Below are 16,412 nucleotides of genomic sequence, written 5' to 3'. Positions count from 1 at the left end.
CGGTCAGTCTCTCACGCGTCGTCCTCGTCGATTAAGTGCGCGAAGGCCTCCAGGTTCTTCAGCGACTCACCGCGGGAAACCCGCCACTCCCATTCTTTTTGAATCGAGGAACGAAAACCCAACTCCAGCAAGGTATTAAAGTCCGAATCGACGGCCTCGAGCACCTGCCCGAGCACCCGGTCGATTTCGTCGGCGTCGACCGAGGCCAGCGACATCCGGCCCACCAGGTAGATATCGCCGACGTTGTCCAGCGTGTAGGCCACGCCGTAAAGCCGGCGGTTGCGCTTCAGCAGAAACCGGTAGACGCCCTCGTGATTCTCGTCGGGCTTACGGCACACGAACGCCTCCACCCGCACCGAATGCTCGCCGATGCTCAGGATGGTGTTGGTCTTGAGCCGGCGCTCGCCGGGCAACGCCACCACGACCCCGGGCAACCCGCCGTGCGCACCGCCGTGTTTGGAGTACTCCAGCTGGCTGGACTGCAGCGCGGCCTCGATGACTTGTTCCACCCGAGACGTCATGCCCCGACACCCCGGCGCGAGGTCCAGCGGCGCGGCTTGCGCGCCGCCACCCGGTCGCGCACCCTGCGCTGCCGCAACGCGGTGAAGTCAGTGATCGCCCGCCGGTAACTGTCGAGCAGCGCGTCGGTGGTGTTTTCCCAGGAGAAGGTGGCCGCATGCTTGGCAGCCGCGTACCGCATCGCCCAACCTTGCGGACCCTGGCGTAACCGCAGCAGCCGGCCGATGGCATCAGCCCACTGATCGACACCGTGCCCCGACACCAACGTGCCGGTAATCCCGTCGCGGACCGCCACCGGCAACCCGCCCACGGCGGCAGCCACCACCGGTGTGCCACACGCCTGCGCTTCGACCGCGACTAAGCCGAACGACTCCGAATAACTCGGCACCGCAACCAAATCGGCAGCCTGGAACAACGTGGCGAGGTTGGTGCGGGACTGCGGCGGCAGGAACGTCACCCGCGCGGCGATACCGAGTTCGTCGGCAAGCCGCATCAGGCCGTCGGGTGCGGCCATTCCGCTACCGGACGGCCCGCCGGCGACGACGACGCGCACACCCGGCAATTTCGCGGCGGCGCGCAGCACGATGTCGGGCGCCTTAAGCGGCTGGATGCGTCCGACGAACGCCACCACCGGCTCGTCGGGCGCCAGCCCCAGCGTCGCCCGGGCTACCCGCCGGTCTCCCGGACGGAATACCTCGAGATCGACCCCGGGGTGCACCACGTCGATCCGCGCCGGATCGGCGTGGTGAATCGAAACCAATTGCCGGGCTTCATCTTCGGTGTTGACGATGAGCCGATCCGCCTCGTCGACGACCTGCTGTTCGCCGACGGTGCGCAGCGGAGGTTCTGGAGTGTCGCCGGCGGCCAGCGCCGCGTTCTTCACCGCGGCCAGCGTGTGCGCGGTGTGCACCAGTGGCACCGCCCAGCGGTCGCGGGCCAGCCACCCGATCTGACCTGACAGCCAGTAGTGCGAGTGCACGATGTCGTAGTAGCCCGGCTCGTGGGAAGCTTCGGCGCGCAGCACCCCGGCCGCGAAGGCGCACAGCTGGGTGGGTAAGTCGTTTTTGTCGAGGCCCTCAAACGGCCCGGCTACCACATTGCGCACCAGCACGCCGGGCGCTACCCGCACGATCGGTGGATCCGCCGACGCGGTGGCGCGGGTGAAAATCTCCACCTCGATGTCCCGGCGAGCCAGGTGCAGCGCGCTCTGCAGCACGTAGACGTTCATGCCGCCGGCATCGCCGGTGCCGGGCTGGGCCAGTGGGGAGGTGTGCACCGCTAACAGGGCAATGCGGCGCGGGCCGTCTACTGACAAGTCATCGTGCCGCACACTCCATGTTTACAGGACACCAGCGACCCGCCCACCGCTACTCGGCGACAGCCTCGGTATCGGGTAGCCGGGTCTCCAGCGCACCTGAACGGCGCATGGCGCCCAACGGATCGGCGTAGAGCCCGGCCAGCGACACCAGACCCGCACCGGCTTCCTGCACTCGGTTGCCGAACACGGTGACGCGGATATCGCGCGACGGCAGCACCGAGCGCGCGGCGAAAGCCGCCTCAACCCGCTCCATCCCTTCCGGATACTCGGTGAACGCCTGCCCGCCGACCACCAGTTCGTCGGGATTGAGCAGGTCGCGCAGCAGAGCCACCGCCTCCCCGAGCACCCGGGCCCGCTCGGCCAGCAGCTCCCTGGCCTGCTGGTTACCCGATCGCGCCACGCGCAACAGGTCGGTGATCGCGGTGGTCGAGCCGCCGGTGCGGATGCCTTGAGCGGCCCCGGACAGGATCCGCAGCCGGCGGGCAGCCGCCAGCACCGCTTCGTCGCTGACCGTGGATTCCAGCTGCCCGGAACCCCCGAGCAGCTCCGACTGGGCCGGCAGGGCGGCAATGGTGCCCGGGCCGCTGGCCGGGCAGTGCACCCGGCCACCGATCACCAGCGCATAACCCACGGTTTCGCGGGCGTAGACGTACAGGCTGGTCGGCGACGTGGGCGCGAACCGCCGCATGCCGAGCAGCAATTCGGCCCCGGCCATGGCGTCGACGTGGGATGCCACCGACACCGGCAGGCCCAGCACGTCGGCCAGCACGGGCCCCACCGGCGCCTGTCGCCAGCCCAGCCGTGGATGGTCGACATGTCCGGTGGTGCCGTCGACCACGCCACCGATCGACACGCCGACCCATAATGGGCGGCGCCGATGCCAGCGCCGCAGGTACCGGCCGGCGCTGTCGGCCAGCGACGTCAGGGCCGACCCCGCGGCATTGAGCGGCGTGGGCGTTTCGACCGTGTCGAGCGTGCGGCCGAACAAGTCGGTCGCCACGATGCTCGTCGTCCGCGCACCGATGTGGATGCCCAGCGTCACAAACGGTTCGTGGTTGACCTCCACCGGAACGCGGGGGCGCCCGATGGCACCGGAGACCGCCAAGTCAGCGCGCTCCCGCAGCAGACCCGCCTCCAGCAGCGCGATCACTTGGCGGTTCACCGTCGCGATGCTCAGCGACGTGACCTTGGCGATGACGTCGCGGCCGACCGGCCCGCGCAGCCGCACGGCGCGGAAAACCGCCGCCGCCGCGGAATCCGACAGATGCAACGAAGGAGGCAAGACCTGACGGTGTGACCGCGGTTGCTGACCCCGCCGACTAGGAGGCCGGTTAGGGGAATGAGGGGTGAGAGTAGGTGAGTGCACGGGTGTCCTTATGTCCTAGTTCATTGGCCGGTCCTTGGCCACACCTGCTGACGTTTCGGGGTCAGGCGCGGCAAAGTGCGCGGCAACAACACGCACCCGCCGCGAAAAGACACGCGGTGGTCGTGTTGAACAAGGCGCTGAGGTGCACACGCAAAATTTAGCACGTTTATTAGAGTTGGTCCGATGACGACAGCCGACGCGTCCCAACGTGTTGCGGTAATCACCGGCGCCAGTTCCGGAATCGGCGAGGCGACCGCCAAAACCCTTGCGGCCCAGGGGTTTCACGTAGTCGCCGTAGCGCGCCGGGCGGACCGGATCAGCGCACTGGCCGACGAGATCGGCGGCACGGCGGTTGTGACCGACATCACCGATGCCGCAGCGGTCGACGCGCTGGCCGACGCATTGGGCCGGGTCGATGTGCTGGTGAACAACGCCGGCGGCGCACGCGGACTGGAATCGGTCGCCGATGCCGATCTCGAGCATTGGCGCTGGATGTGGGAGACCAACGTGCTGGGCACCCTGCGGGTGACCCGCGCGCTGCTGCCCAAGCTGATCGCATCCGGTGACGGACTGGTGGTCACCATCACCTCGATCGCCGCGCTGGAGATCTACGACGGCGGCGCCGGCTACACGGCCGCCAAGCATGCCCAGGGCGCGCTGCACCGCACCCTGCGCGGTGAATTGCTGGGCAAGCCGGTCCGGCTCACCGAAATCGCCCCGGGCGCCGTCGAGACCGAGTTTTCACTGGTTCGTTTCGACGGGGACCAGCAACGCGCCGATGCCGTCTACGCCGGCATGACGCCGCTGGTTGCCGCAGACGTCGCGGAAGTGATCGGGTTCGTGGCCTCCCGGCCTTCGCACGTCAACCTGGATCAAATCATCATCCGGCCGCGTGACCAGGCCTCAGCTACCCGTAGGGCTAACCACCTGGCGTAGCCGGTGCCGTCGTGGGCGTACCGGACAAGGTAGGAGCCGTCGACGGTGTGGCGGGCGCGGTGATAGGAATCTGAGTTCCCGGCGTCCGGCCGGTCGGGCGTGGCAGCGCCGACATCGACACCCAGGTATCCCAGTCCACGGCCCAGTCCCAGATGTCGCCGTCGGAGTAGGACAGCTGGATCGAGCTGCCGGTCACCTCGACCGGGTCACCGTACATCGCGGTCGGGAAGTACTCCGCCGCATTTTCCGTCGACAGATTGATGCAGCCGTTGGTGACGTTGGAGTTCCCCTGCGCACCGGCACTCATCGGGTTCGCGTGGATGAACTCGCCGTTGTTGGAGATGCGCACCGCCCACCGTTCGTGCACGTTGCTGTACCCCGCGGCCGGGTTGGACATGTAGAAGTCGGCGTATTTCTCGGTGACGACGTGGATACCGTTTCGGGTGACGTTGCGCGCCTTGTCGGCCTCGCCGTAGCTGCAGGGAAAGTCCATGATGACCCCGGCGTCGGTGACGACCTGGATGCGGTGCGACGAGACCTCGGCCTTGACCACCTGGCGCCGGCCGATCTGGATGTTCAACGACATGTCTTGTAGGCCGTACGCACCGTCGCCGAAGGGCAGCCCGTACAACTTGGCGTCGACCGCCACGGTGGTACCCGCCGGGTAGTACTCGCGGGGACGGTAGTGGATACGGGCGCCCGCAGCCTCGTCCGGCAGCCAGGCCCAGCTGCCCTCGACGGGCGGGTTGGTGGTCACGGTCAGCGCCCGCTCGACGGCGGCTTTGTCACTGATCGGGGCATCGAACTGGATGATGATCGGCGCAGCGATTCCGACCGTCTGGCCGTCGGACAGCTGGAATCCGCCGTCGATCTTCTTCCGGGGAGTCACTGTGGTGAACTTGCCCGCGAGGGGAATGGCCTTCCCGTCGTGGCCGACCGCAGAACCGCTCCAGCTGTACGTCGAGTCGTAGCCCAGCGGCTCGGTGATCGTGTAGACGGTTCGGTCCTGGCTGTAGTTGCCGGCCACCACCTTGCCGGACGTATTGGTCAGCGCGACCCGCTGGAACCAGCCGTCGGCCACCTCGACGCTGATCGGCGAAATCGGCACCACGTCTTCGGCGGCGTTGTTCGGCCGATAAGTCAAGCGTGCCGCCGGTGGCGGTCTCTTCTCGGCCTGCTTCATGACTTTGCCGGCGCAAGCGGCCAAAACGTTGGGCGCCAACACCCCGACCCCGAGGGCCGTCAACGCCAGGCGCCGATTGATCGGCCCCTGGCTTTTGGGGGTGCTGGAGGTGCTCACGAGAGTCAAAGATACCCGGCGAAACACCCACTCCCCCACCGCAAAGCGGCGCGGCGGAGGTCCTTCTACGTTTCTAGAGCACGAAACTAGCAGCTACAACACACACCCGACCAGGACAGGTTCGGGTTGCAGTGTGATACCAAACACATCACAAACCCCATCTCTAACAGTGCGCGCCAACCGCATCACGTCATCAGCGGTGGCACCGCCGCGATTCGTCAAGGCCAGCGCGTGTTTTGTAGACAGTCGGCAGGGCGCGTTCTGGTCGTCTGGATACCCCTTACCGAAACCGGCCCGCTCGACCAGCCAGCCGGCGGCCAGCTTGATCCCGCCCGGCGCCGGATAGTTCGGCACCGGCCCGTCCATGCGACTTGCCAGCCTCTCGTAGACCTCCGGCGCGACCACCGGGTTGGTGAAGAACGAACCCACGCTCCAGGTGTCGTGGTCGGTCGCGTCGAGCACCATGCCCTTGCGGCCGCGCAGCGTCAGCACCGCCTGTCGCACGGCCTTCGGGTCGGCGCGGTCGTCCGCAGTGGCCCCCAGCGCAGCCGTCAGCTCCCCGTAGCGCAACGGCGCACTGCGTCCGGACGGATCCAGCGCGAACTCCACTTCCAGGACCACAGCGGGCGTGTGGAGGCCGTCAGCGTTCTTCAGCACGCTGGTGCGATAGCCGAAGCGCAACTCGGCCGCGGGCACCCAGCGCACCGACCCGCTGGCGCGATCCAACAGCCGCACCCGGGTGATGGTGTCGGACACTTCGGCGCCATAGGCTCCCACGTTCTGCACCGGCGTGGCCCCGGCCGAGCCCGGGATCCCGGACAGGCATTCCAGCCCGCCCAGGCGGCGCTCGATGGATCTGACGACCACGTCGTCCCACACCGCGCCGGCCTCCGCGCGGACCAGGTGGCCGTCGAAGGTGATCGCGTTGTTGGCCAGCCGCACCACGGTCAGCTCACCAACGGCGTCACCGATCACCAGATTGGACCCGCCAGCAAACACCAACACCGGACCTTGGTCCCCGCCGCGGGCCCGCTCGTCCAGCTCCCGCAACACGGCGATCGCCTGATCGGTGCTGTCGCAGGTAATTACGCGCCGCGCCACCGGTCCGACCCGCAACGTGGTCAACGGGGCCAGCGGCACCGACTCGCTGACGCGAGCACCGGCAAAGTACGAACCGACCACGGCCCGTAACGGTAGCCTCACCAGCTATGCCGCGTTCATTCGACATGTCGGCCGATTACGAAGGCAGCGTCGAAGACGTTCATCGGGCTTTCTACGAAGCGGATTACTGGACGGCCAGGCTGGCCGAAACCCCGGTGGACATCGCCACCATTGAGTCGATGCGGCTGGGTGGCGCGTCCGGAGCCGACGGCAGCATCGAGGTGATCACCGTGCAGACGGTGTGCAGCCACAACCTGCCCGCCCTGGTCACCCAATTGCATCGGGGCGATCTGTCCGTGCGGCGCGAGGAGATCTGGACGCCGATTAACGACGGCATTGCGACGGTGTCCATTGCCGGATCGATAGTCGGTGCGCCGGTGAACCTGTGGGGCACCGGCGTGCTTTCGCCGAAGGAGGAATCCGGCGGCTCCCGGATGTCGGCGCAGCTCACCATCCAGGTCCGGATCCCCATCATCGGCGGCAAGCTGGAGCGGCTGATCGGCACCCAATTGCGCGAGTTGGTGGCCATAGAACAGCGCTTCACCACGCTGTGGATCGCCGACAACGTCTGAGCGTTGCTTCTAGGCTGGCGGTCATGCGCATCGCGTTGGCACAGATTCTCAGCGGTACCGACCCGGCCGCGAATCTGCTGCAGGTGCGCGAATACGCCGAACGGGCCGCTGCCGCGGGGGCGAAGCTGGTGGTCTTCCCGGAGGCGACCATGTGCCGGTTCGGCGTCCCCCTGGAACCGATCGCCGAGCCCGTCGACGGCCCCTGGGCCGATGGTGTCCGCCGGATCGCCACCGACACCGCGATCACCGTGATCGCCGGCATGTTCACCCCCGCGGGCGACGGACGGGTGACGAACACGCTGGTCGCCGTCGGGCCGGGCACTCCCAACCAGCCCGACGCCCACTACCACAAGATTCATCTGTACGACGCGTTCGGCTTCAGAGAGTCGCGCACGGTCGCAGCGGGTCATGACCCGGTGGTGATCTCCGTCGACGGCGTCGCCGTTGGGCTCACCGTTTGCTACGACATCCGATTTCCGGCGCTCTACACCGAGCTGGCCCGCCGCGGCGCCCAGCTGATCGTGGTCTGCGCGTCCTGGGGCTCCGGTCCCGGCAAACTCGAGCAATGGACACTGCTGGCCCGGGCCAGGGCGCTGGACTCGATGAGCTATATCGCCGCGGCTGGTCAGGCAGACCCCGGCGGCGCGTTCTCCAGCGCAGGAGCGCCTACCGGAGTGGGCGGCAGCCTGGTCGCTTCGCCATTGGGAGAGGTCATCACATCGGCCGGCGCCGAGCCGCAACTTCTGGTCGCCGACATCGACGTGAACAACGTCTCCACGGCTCGTGACAACATCGCGGTGCTGCGGAACCACACAAACTTTGCTCAGGTTGATAGGGCAGAATCGCGAGAGTGACGAATCCGCAAGGACCACCGAACGATCCGTCGACATGGGGGCGTCCTGGCAATCAAGGGCCTCTCGGCCGGCCCCCCGCACCCGGCGAAGCCCCCGGCGGCCGACTGCATCAGAATCAGCCGTCAGCTGGCCCCGCCCCTGGTCAAGATCCCACGATGGCCAGCCAGGTGCCACAAGAGACCCAGCCCCTGACCGCCGCCAACGCCGACGCCCACCGGGCCGCCGCGGCGCCGCCGCCCAGCCCGCCCGCTGACCGTACGACATCGCTGGCCACGCCGCAGGAAGAGCCGGAGGAGGCGAAGAAAAAACGGCGCCGGCGGCGCGACCCGCTGTCCATCTTCCTGGTCCTCATCATCGTGTTTGCGCTCGTGCTCGCCGGATTGATCGGCGCCGAGCTCTACGCCCGCAACCAAGCCAACAGCAAGGTCGCGGCGGCCGTTGCCTGCGAGGTCAAGGACCAGGCCACCGCTTCGTTCGGGGTGGCGCCGCTGCTGCTGTGGCAGCTTGCGACCCGCCACTTCACCAACATCTCGGTGGAGACGGCAGGCAATCAGGTACGCGACGCCAAGGGCATGAAGCTGCAAATCTCCATCCAGAACGTGCAGCTCAAAGAGACTCCCACTTCCGCGGGCACGCTCGGCGCGCTGGATGCCACCATCACCTGGTCGGCGGACGGCATCAAGCAGTCGGTGCAGAACGCGATACCGATCCTGGGTGAATTCGTTACCAGCAGCGTGACCACTCACCCCAGCGACGGCACGATCGAATTAAAGGGGATGCTCAACGACATCGTGGCCAAGCCGGTGATCTCCGGTAACGGCATCGACCTGCAGATCGTCAGCTTCAACACGCTCGGCTTCTCACTGCCGAAAGAAACCGTGCAGTCCACCCTCAACGAATACATGGGCAACCTGACCAAGAACTATCCGTTGGGTATTCATGCTGACACCGTGCAAGTCACGTCAACCGGTGTGGTGAGCCATTTCTCCACCCGCAACGCGACGATCCCCACCGGCGGCCAGAACCCCTGTTTCGCGAATATCTGAGCCGCTCAGGCCGGCTCGAGGCCGTCCAGCACGGCTCGGGTACCCGATAAGCCCAGCCTGGTTGCCCCGGCATCCAGCATCGCGACGGCATCAGCCGCGGTCCGGATGCCACCGCTGGCCTTGATTCCGAGCCGTCCGCCGACCGTCTTCGCCATCAATTCGACGGCCTGCACCGTCGCCCCGCCCGCGGGATGAAAGCCCGTGGAGGTCTTGACGAAGTCCGCACCGGCGTCCTCAGCGGCGCGACACGTGTCTGCCAGCGTGCCTGCATCCCCGTGGGTGAGCAGCACCGCCGACTCCACGATCACCTTGAGCACGCTTTCGGCCGCGGCGGCGCGGACCGCCGCGATGTCGGACCGGACGGCGTCGAAGTCGCCCGCCAACGCGGCGCCGACGTCGATGACCATGTCGACCTCGCCGGCCCCGGCTGCGACCACTTCAGCAGCCTCTAGCGCCTTGACGGCGGAGATGTGCTTACCCGACGGGAATCCGGCGACCGCCGCGACGCGCATCCGACCGGCCTGCACCGCGACGGGCACCAGCGGCGGCGACACGCAAACTGCGTAGACGCCGAGTTCGGCGGCTTCGACAACCAGTGAGACGACGTCTTCATGGGTCGCTTCCGGCTTGAGCAGGGTGTGGTCGACCAGTGCCGCCAACTGCTCCCGAGTGGGCCGGCCCGGCACTAAAATGGTTCTTCCAGGCCGCCCGGATTGCAACCGGATGCCACCATCTCGGCGTCGTCGACCACCGGCCGCCACGGCTCGAGGTTCCAGCTGGTCTTGCCGGGCGCGCCGATTTCGGCCAGCTGCCAGTGACAGTCGAACTGCGCACGCATGCCGGGCGTATCGGCCTCGGGTGACAGGGCGAGCACCTCGGCCCAGGCTTCTTCAGCGCCCGTCGTGCCGGTTTGCCGGGAAGCCAGCCGTCCCGCGGGGGTCGGATAGACCCGCAAGCTGTTGCCACGCCCGTATGCCGCCCATTGGGTGTGGTCGACATAGGGCGGCGACGGCTGCGGTCCCGGCGCACCGGCCCCGGAATCAGCGGCGACCGGCGCGGCACCGAGCACGGCAACCAGCGCCGTCGCCGATGCGGCAATTACTGACTTCATCCTCTAGCGCGACTTGCCCTGAATATCGAGAAGCTTGGGACGCACGTCAACCAGGTAGACACCGGCCGCGCAGGCGGCTATCGCGATCCCCAGCACACCGAACACGAAGCCGAGGATGGAGGTCAGTGCGACCGCCGCGCCGAGGATCACCAGCCAGACCGGCTTGGTCAGTTTTTCGGCGGCGGTATAGGCGTCCGGTCGCTGCAGCGCTGCATGCACAAACGCATACACCGTCATCACCAGGACGGCGACCTGCAAGACGAACATGACGGTACCTACGAGGTGGCTCACGCAATAAGACTATGCGGGTTGCGCCAAAAACGTCGACTCCGAGTCGCCCACAGGCGACTCGGAGTCGATGTTGTTTCCGGTTAAAGGGTCAGCCAGAACTACTTCTGGGTGACCTTCTTGGCCGGAGCCTTCTTGGCCGGAGCCTTCTTGGCCGGAGCGGCCTTCTTGGCCGGAGCAGCCTTCTTGGCCGGGGCCTTCTTGGCTTCCGCCTTCTTCGGCAGCTCGATACCAACCAGCTTGGCGGCACGCTCACCCACGGCCCGCGTCTGGGTGGCGACGGTGCCCAGCGCTTCCTGGGTCAGCTCCACAGCCTGGTCGACATAGCCCTCGGCGCGCGCCGAGGCGTCCTCGAAGGCCGACTGGCTGCGCAGCCGCTCCAGAGCGGCCTCGCCGCGCTCGACCAGCTCGTTGTAGCGGCTGGTGGCGGCCTCCAGGTAACCCTCAGCGGCCTTGCGCAGCTCGTCGGTGGTGAAGCGCTCACGCAGTTCGGCGACCTGCTCGGGCAGCTCTTCCTGCAGCTTGGTCAGGCGAGCACGGCTCTCCTCGACCCGGCTGCGGGTGTCCGTGCGGGTCTCCTCGGCACGCTCACGCAGGTTGGCGATCAGGTCGTTGACGGTGGCCAGGGCCAAGTCGGCGGCGCCAAGCGCGGCGAGCAACGGAGCCTTCAGGTCGTCGATGTTCGTGTTTTCGGCCATGGTGTTTCCTTTCATGGATTGTTTCGTTATCGGCGTTATTGGGCGTAATTGCGATTAAGTCTGCGGAGTTGTGGCAAGCGGCGCCTCCTCTGGGGGAGAATCAAGACCCGCGGATTGACGTGGCACGCGGCTTGCTGGAAAACCTCCTGATTGGTCGGGTCGGTTGTTGTCGAGTTCTCTGATGAGCGCTTCTTATCGGAAGGCGCCTAAGACGCCGGGCGGTTTGCCCTCGTATCTGCAGCCACTAACTCATCCCCTCTGTCGGGTAAACCGACTGTCGGCGGTCTAGACGTCGCCGGCGCACCCGTCTGGTGACGGATCGCTCAAACACTCGTCGCGGGCCGCTTCGTTCTGCTGGGTGAACGACGCGTAGATGTCCAGCAGAATCTGCTTCTGACGCTCGGTTATCGCCGTGTCGGTGATGATGGCGTCACGCACCTGACTGGTTTCTCTGGGTTCGAGAATCCCGGCTCGAACGTAGAGAACCTCGGCGGAAACCCGCAGCGCCTTGGCAATCTGAGCCAGAACATCGGCGGACGGCTTGCGCAGTCCACGCTCGACCTGGCTCAGATATGGGTTGCTGACTCCCGACCGCTCGGCGAGCTGCCGCATCGAAACCTGGGCCGTCTCGCGCTGGGTTCGGATGAAGCTGCCGATGTCGGAGGCTTTAGTGGACACTTTCGTGCCCAAGTTCTCCTCCGGCGACATCGGTTGCTCCTCGTATCAGCTAGTACCAGCTTCGTCGATTACGGCCCCAGGGTACGTACAGGTGCTTGCTTTTGCAAGCGCTTTGTTAGCACCCTCTCAGAACAGGAACTGCGCGACGGCGTAGATGGTCAGCCCGGCCAGCGCTCCTACCACGGTTCCGTTGATCCGAATGAACTGCAAGTCGCGACCGACGTGAAGTTCGATACGCCGGCTGGCTTCCTGGGCATCCCAGCGTTCGATCGTTTCGGTGATGATCGCGGTGATCTCCACCCCGTATTGCGAGACCAGATGCTGCGCGGCCCGCACCATCCAATTGTCAACCTTGTCCCGCAGTTCGGCGTCGTCGCGCAGCGATTCGCCGATTTGGATCACGGCGTCGGCAATGCGGGTACGCAGCGCACTGGAAGGATCGTCGACACCCTCGAGGACCAGCCGCTTGAGGGTCTTCCAAGCCGTCGCCGCGGCGTTGGCGATCTCATCGCGGGCCATCAGCTGCTCTTTGACAGCGTCGGCGCGGGTAATGGTGTCCGGGTCGTTCTGCAGATCATCGGCGAATTCGAACAGGAAGCGGGTCGCCGAACGGCGCAGCTCGTGGTCGGGGTTGCGGCGCACCTTGTCGGTGAAGTCCATCAACTCGCGGTGAATCCGGTCGCCCACGAGGTGGTCGACGAACCGCGGGGACCAGGTCGGCGAATCGCGCTCGACTACCCGCTGGATGACCACGCCGGCGTTCAGCGACCACTGGAACGCCCGGTCGGCCAGCAATTGCAGCAACGCCTCCTGCCGGTTCTCGGCCAGCAGAGTCTGCAGGACCCGGCCCACCGGTGGGCCCCATTGCGGTTCGGCGATGCGGCGCACGATCATCTTGTCGATCACCTGCTGGACGTCCTCGTCGCGCAGCAACTCCACCAGCACTCTGAGCACCGTCGCCGCCTCGGATGCCACCCGCTCGGCATGTGCCGGCTCAGACAGCCACTTCCCCAGCCGGCCGGGCACCTGGGCGTCCAGCAGCTTGGTCTCTACGACCGCCGCCGACAGGAAGTTCTCCCGCACGAAGGTGCCAAGGCCCTCGCCGAGCTGATCCTTCTTCCGCTTGATGATCGCGGTGTGCGGGATCGGAATGCCCAGCGGATGCTTAAACAGTGCGGTCACGGCGAACCAGTCCGCCAGAGCACCCACCATGCCGGCTTCCGCGGCAGCCCCGACGTAACCGACCCACATCGGCGCGGCACCGTGCGCCTGCACCCACCGGCAAACCAAAAAGACGACCGTGGCGCCGACCAGAAACCCCAGCGCCACCACTTTCATCCGGCGCAGCGCCGTCCGCCGCTCGGCGTCTGCCTGAGGGTCGGCTCCGGCGAACGATTCCGCGAGCGAGGTGCGGGCTTGCGGACCCGGCGTACGCGGCGCGCCTCCCGTCGGCCCCCCTGTTGGAAAAGCCCTATGTGCCACCACACCATCATCCGCCATCGCGATCACCGATTAGTGTTACCCACACTGGTCAAAAGCTCACCCAGGGCGGCGCATCCGCCAAACGCGGAGCCGTAAGCCGTAGTATGCAAGGCGTCCAATCGAGGGAAATTGGCGAGAGTGGCGGAGCATATCTCAGCCGTGACAGTGAAAACGGATGGCCGGAAGAGGCGCTGGCATCAGCACAAGGTAGAGCGCCGCAATGAGTTGGTGGATGGCACGATCGTGGCCATTCGCCGACACGGCCGGTATCTGAGCATGGACGAGATCGCCGCGGAGATCGGGGTCTCCAAGACGGTGCTGTACCGCTACTTCGTCGATAAGAACGACCTCACGACCGCAGTGATGATGCGGTTCACCCAGACGACCCTGATCCCCAATATGGCGGCTGCATTGACGTCGAACCTGGACGGTTTCGATCTGACCCGCGAGATCATCCGGGTCTACGTCGACACCGTGGCCGACGAACCCGAGCCGTACCGATTCGTGATGGCCAACAGCTCGGCCAGCAAGAGCAAGGTCATCGCCGACTCCGAGCGAATCATCGCCCGCATGATCGCGGTGTTGCTGCGCCGGCGTATGCAGCAAATCGGCATGGACACCGGCGGAGTCGAGCCGTGGGCCTACCTGATCGTCGGTGGCGTGCAATTGGCCACCCACTCGTGGATGTCGGATCCGCGGATGAGCCGCGATGAGCTCATCGACTACCTGACCATGCTCAGCTGGAACGCGCTGTGCGGGATCGTCGAGGTCGGCGGATCGCTGGACGAGTTCCGCGCGCGGCCACACCCGTCGCCGATCGTGTCACGACGCGACCCTGCCAGCCCGGACCAGGGCCTTACCCTGCAGTCCTGACCGGGACAGCGCGCCGGTGCTGTGACCTTGGCCATGATGGCCGGCTGCTGCGTACTGGTCGCCGTTGCCGTGGCGTCGGCAGCGATGCCGCGCCTCGCGCTGTTGGTCGTCTGGGCGCTGCCGCGGCTGGCCAAAGCCTGACCGCAATTTCCTAACAGCGCCCTGACCAGCCGCCGGACGGACTTTCGCCGTGGCCCCAGTGGCACGGCGCGCTCGCTCGGCCACCCCGGTGCCAAGCCGGTGCCCTGTTGGTCGCGGCCCGGCCATCAGCTCCCCGCTGCCAACGTCATGGCTTCGCAGGTTGGGCTGATTCGTAAGCGGAATGCGGCTTTAACCGTTTTCAACGGCTAGCATGCATGGGATGCATTCGGGGGCAGCCCAGGTTGCGTATTTGGCATTTATCGGATCAGCTGCCTGAACGCCTCCGAGATACAGAAAGGCTCACATCGTAATGGCCGTGCAGCTCAAGCCGCATTTCGAGAACGTGCAAGCTCATTATGACCTCTCCGACGACTTCTTCCGGCTGTTCCTAGACCCGACGCAGACCTACAGCTGCGCCTACTTCGAGCGCGACGACATGACGCTGGAGGAGGCACAGCTGGCCAAGGTCGACTTGGCGCTAGGAAAGCTGAAGCTCGAGCCCGGAATGACGCTGCTGGACATCGGTTGTGGCTGGGGCGGCACCATGCGGCGTGCCATCGAGAAGTACGACGTGAACGTGATCGGTTTGACGTTGTCGGAGAACCAGGCCGCCCACGTGCAGAAGATGTTCGACGAGATGGAGACCAGCCGCAGCCGGCAGGTCTTGCTGGAAGGCTGGGAGAAGTTCCACGACCCCGTCGACCGTATCGTGTCGATCGGTGCGTTCGAGCACTTCGGCCGCCAGCGTTACCCGCGCTTCTTCAAGATGGCCTACGAGGCGTTGCCGAGCGACGGCATCATGCTGCTGCACACCATCGCCCGCCCCACCTTTAAAGAGGCCAGGGCCAAGGGGCTGCCACTGACCCACGAGGTCGTTCACTTCAGCCAGTTCATCCTCGCTGAGATTTTCCCGGGCGGTTGGCTGCCGACCATCCCATCTGTCGAAGAGCACGCGACAGCAGCAGGTTTCAAGGTGACTCGGATCCAGTCGCTGCAGCTGCACTACGCGCGGACCCTGGAGACCTGGGCGGACGCGCTGGAAGCCAACCGGGAACAGGCGATCGCAATCCAGTCGGAGAAGGTTTACAACCGCTACATGAAGTACCTGACCGGCTGCGCCAAGCTGTTCCGCGAGGGCTACACCGACATTGACCAGTTCACGTTGGAAAAGTAGCCAGCCGGCTCAGTACTGGTAGAAACCCCGGCCGGACTTCTTGCCCAGCTGGCCGGCCTCGACCATCCGCAACAACAGTGGCGGCGGTCCGAAGTGCGGTTCCTTGAACTCTTCGTAGAGCTTGTCCGCGATCAGCTTGAGCGTGTCCAGACCGACGAGATCCGATAGCCGCAGCGGGCCCATCGGATGCGACAGACCGGCGACGACGGCCTTGTCGACGTCTTCGACGGTGGCAAAGCCGGCCTCGACCATCCGGATCGCCGACAGCAAATACGGCACCAGCAGCGCGTTCACCACGAAACCCGAGCGGTCCGAACAACGCACGACCTGTTTGCCTAGCACTGCGCTGGCAAACTCCTCGGTACGAGCCGCAGCGGCCGGGTCGGTGACCAGCGTGCTGACCAGTTCGACCAACGGAAGCACCGGGACGGGGTTGAAGAAGTGCAGCCCCAGCACCCGCTGCGGGTTCTTGGTGGCAGCGGCGATCTTCATGATCGGGATGCTGGAGGTGTTGGACGCCAGCACCGCTTCAGGGTCGGTGACTACCTGATCGAGCTTCGCGAAGATCTCGGCCTTGACGGACTCGTCCTCAACGATGGCTTCGATGACCAGCTGCCGGTCGGCCAAGTCGTTGAGGTCGGTGGTGAAGGTCAATTGGCTAAGCGCACGGTCGCGTTCGCGTTCGGTCACTTTGCCCGCGCTGACGCCGCGCTCGAGCGACTTCACTATCCGGTTGCGTCCCGCGGTGATCAGCGCCTCGGTGGTCTCGAATACCGTCACCTCGACGCCGGCACGCACAGAGACTTCGGCGATTCCCGAGCCCATCTGCCCGGCTCCGATGACCCCTACCCGCTGGATGGCTGCATCGCTCACTGTTCGTTCTCTTTCTGGCGAG

At 66.0% G+C, this 16,412-nt stretch carries 18 protein-coding genes; 6 read left to right on the top strand and 12 right to left on the bottom strand.

The features are described from left to right. Positions 1-11: 11 nt before the first annotated feature. From AWC27_RS07405 to AWC27_RS07395, 3 genes are read right to left on the bottom strand one after another with little or no spacing between them, the layout of a single operon-like run. Positions 12-521, bottom strand: a complete 510-nt coding sequence (locus AWC27_RS07405; protein WP_085669886.1) for a type III secretion system chaperone family protein — start codon at positions 519-521, stop codon at positions 12-14. After that, positions 518-1,849 (bottom strand): D-inositol-3-phosphate glycosyltransferase, encoded by a 1,332-nt coding sequence (gene mshA / locus AWC27_RS07400; protein ID WP_085669885.1) that lies wholly within the window; start codon positions 1,847-1,849, stop codon positions 518-520. Before mshA ends, AWC27_RS07405 begins: the two co-directional genes overlap by 4 nt. A 37-nt stretch (positions 1,850-1,886) precedes the next feature. Beyond that, a complete protein-coding gene (locus tag AWC27_RS07395) occupies positions 1,887-3,203 on the bottom strand; it encodes an ROK family protein (protein ID WP_085669884.1) in 1,317 nt (438 codons plus the stop codon). A gap of 183 nt (positions 3,204-3,386) precedes the next feature. On the opposite strand from AWC27_RS07395, the gene AWC27_RS07390 reads away from it, so the two are divergent. Next, positions 3,387-4,139, top strand: a complete 753-nt coding sequence (locus tag AWC27_RS07390) for an SDR family NAD(P)-dependent oxidoreductase (protein ID WP_085669883.1) — start codon at positions 3,387-3,389, stop codon at positions 4,137-4,139. Here AWC27_RS07390 and AWC27_RS07385 read toward each other — a convergent pair. After that, positions 4,123-5,478, bottom strand: a complete 1,356-nt coding sequence (locus AWC27_RS07385) for a L,D-transpeptidase (RefSeq protein WP_211281583.1) — start codon at positions 5,476-5,478, stop codon at positions 4,123-4,125. The genes AWC27_RS07390 and AWC27_RS07385 overlap by 17 nt on opposite strands. A 54-nt stretch (positions 5,479-5,532) precedes the next feature. Next, positions 5,533-6,642, bottom strand: coding sequence for a UDP-N-acetylmuramate dehydrogenase (locus tag AWC27_RS07380; RefSeq protein WP_139836820.1), 1,110 nt, complete (start codon positions 6,640-6,642; stop codon positions 5,533-5,535). A gap of 5 nt (positions 6,643-6,647) precedes the next feature. On the opposite strand from AWC27_RS07380, the gene AWC27_RS07375 reads away from it, so the two are divergent. Genes AWC27_RS07375 through AWC27_RS07365 form a run of 3 tightly spaced genes read left to right on the top strand, consistent with a single transcriptional unit; the run spans position 6,648 to position 9,072 of the window. Then, entirely contained in the window at positions 6,648-7,172 is a 525-nt protein-coding gene (locus AWC27_RS07375; RefSeq protein ID WP_085669878.1) for a DUF2505 domain-containing protein, read from the top strand. 23 nt (positions 7,173-7,195) lie between these two features. Beyond that, on the top strand, positions 7,196-8,026 hold the full coding sequence (locus AWC27_RS07370) for a carbon-nitrogen hydrolase family protein (protein ID WP_085669877.1): 831 nt from the start codon (positions 7,196-7,198) through the stop codon (positions 8,024-8,026). Then, the gene (locus AWC27_RS07365; RefSeq protein WP_211281582.1) at positions 8,023-9,072 is read left to right on the top strand and encodes an LmeA family phospholipid-binding protein; all 1,050 of its coding nucleotides are present in this window, start codon (positions 8,023-8,025) and stop codon (positions 9,070-9,072) included. The genes AWC27_RS07370 and AWC27_RS07365 overlap by 4 nt, the downstream gene beginning before the upstream one ends. A gap of 5 nt (positions 9,073-9,077) precedes the next feature. Here the strand turns inward: AWC27_RS07365 and deoC are convergent, their stop codons facing one another. The 6 genes from deoC to AWC27_RS07335 all read right to left on the bottom strand — a co-directional run bounded on the left by deoC (position 9,078) and on the right by AWC27_RS07335 (position 13,332). Beyond that, on the bottom strand, positions 9,078-9,758 hold the full coding sequence (gene deoC / locus AWC27_RS07360; RefSeq protein ID WP_085669874.1) for a deoxyribose-phosphate aldolase: 681 nt from the start codon (positions 9,756-9,758) through the stop codon (positions 9,078-9,080). Beyond that, the gene (locus AWC27_RS07355; RefSeq protein ID WP_085669873.1) at positions 9,758-10,183 is read right to left on the bottom strand and encodes a DUF2599 domain-containing protein; all 426 of its coding nucleotides are present in this window, start codon (positions 10,181-10,183) and stop codon (positions 9,758-9,760) included. Before AWC27_RS07355 ends, deoC begins: the two co-directional genes overlap by 1 nt. A gap of 3 nt (positions 10,184-10,186) precedes the next feature. Then, positions 10,187-10,474: a DUF2516 family protein gene (locus tag AWC27_RS07350; RefSeq protein WP_085669872.1), complete on the bottom strand. Its 288-nt coding sequence runs from the start codon at positions 10,472-10,474 to the stop codon at positions 10,187-10,189. Positions 10,475-10,572: 98 nt separating this feature from the next. Continuing rightward, on the bottom strand, positions 10,573-11,169 hold the full coding sequence (gene hbhA, locus AWC27_RS07345) for a heparin-binding hemagglutinin HbhA (RefSeq protein ID WP_083113182.1): 597 nt from the start codon (positions 11,167-11,169) through the stop codon (positions 10,573-10,575). A gap of 285 nt (positions 11,170-11,454) precedes the next feature. Further along, positions 11,455-11,877, bottom strand: coding sequence for a helix-turn-helix domain-containing protein (locus AWC27_RS07340; protein ID WP_085669871.1), 423 nt, complete (start codon positions 11,875-11,877; stop codon positions 11,455-11,457). 96 nt (positions 11,878-11,973) lie between these two features. After that, a complete protein-coding gene (locus AWC27_RS07335; RefSeq protein ID WP_085670057.1) occupies positions 11,974-13,332 on the bottom strand; it encodes a DUF445 domain-containing protein in 1,359 nt (452 codons plus the stop codon). A gap of 135 nt (positions 13,333-13,467) precedes the next feature. Here AWC27_RS07335 and AWC27_RS07330 point away from each other — a divergent pair, with 135 nt between their 5' ends. Further along, the gene (locus AWC27_RS07330) at positions 13,468-14,202 is read left to right on the top strand and encodes a TetR/AcrR family transcriptional regulator (RefSeq protein ID WP_085669870.1); all 735 of its coding nucleotides are present in this window, start codon (positions 13,468-13,470) and stop codon (positions 14,200-14,202) included. A 451-nt stretch (positions 14,203-14,653) separates the two neighbouring features. Further along, a complete protein-coding gene (gene pcaA / locus AWC27_RS07325) occupies positions 14,654-15,517 on the top strand; it encodes a cyclopropane mycolic acid synthase PcaA (RefSeq protein WP_085669868.1) in 864 nt (287 codons plus the stop codon). Between the two features lie 9 nt (positions 15,518-15,526). Here the strand turns inward: pcaA and AWC27_RS07320 are convergent, their stop codons facing one another. After that, positions 15,527-16,390, bottom strand: coding sequence for a 3-hydroxybutyryl-CoA dehydrogenase (locus AWC27_RS07320; protein ID WP_085669867.1), 864 nt, complete (start codon positions 16,388-16,390; stop codon positions 15,527-15,529). Positions 16,391-16,412 lie beyond the last annotated feature (22 nt).

It is taken from the genome of Mycobacterium szulgai (assembly GCF_002116635.1).
Classification (GTDB): Bacteria; Actinomycetota; Actinomycetes; order Mycobacteriales; family Mycobacteriaceae; genus Mycobacterium; species Mycobacterium szulgai.
The sequence above is the reverse complement of the archived record's forward strand: the minus strand, read 5'-3'. Positions and strand labels throughout refer to the sequence as shown.

Bases quoted from the DNA above. Each gene is read 5' to 3' on its own strand.
- AWC27_RS07405 (WP_085669886.1), bottom strand. From the start codon at position 521: ATGACGTCTCGGGTGGAACAAGTCATCGAGGCCGCGCTGCAGTCCAGC.
- AWC27_RS07390 (WP_085669883.1), top strand. From the start codon at position 3,387: ATGACGACAGCCGACGCGTCCCAACGTGTTGCGGTAATCACCGGCGCC.
- AWC27_RS07375 (WP_085669878.1), top strand. From the start codon at position 6,648: ATGCCGCGTTCATTCGACATGTCGGCCGATTACGAAGGCAGCGTCGAA.
- AWC27_RS07370 (WP_085669877.1), top strand. From the start codon at position 7,196: ATGCGCATCGCGTTGGCACAGATTCTCAGCGGTACCGACCCGGCCGCG.
- AWC27_RS07355 (WP_085669873.1), bottom strand. From the start codon at position 10,183: ATGAAGTCAGTAATTGCCGCATCGGCGACGGCGCTGGTTGCCGTGCTC.
- hbhA (WP_083113182.1), bottom strand. From the start codon at position 11,169: ATGGCCGAAAACACGAACATCGACGACCTGAAGGCTCCGTTGCTCGCC.
- AWC27_RS07340 (WP_085669871.1), bottom strand. From the start codon at position 11,877: ATGTCGCCGGAGGAGAACTTGGGCACGAAAGTGTCCACTAAAGCCTCC.
- pcaA (WP_085669868.1), top strand. From the start codon at position 14,654: ATGGCCGTGCAGCTCAAGCCGCATTTCGAGAACGTGCAAGCTCATTAT.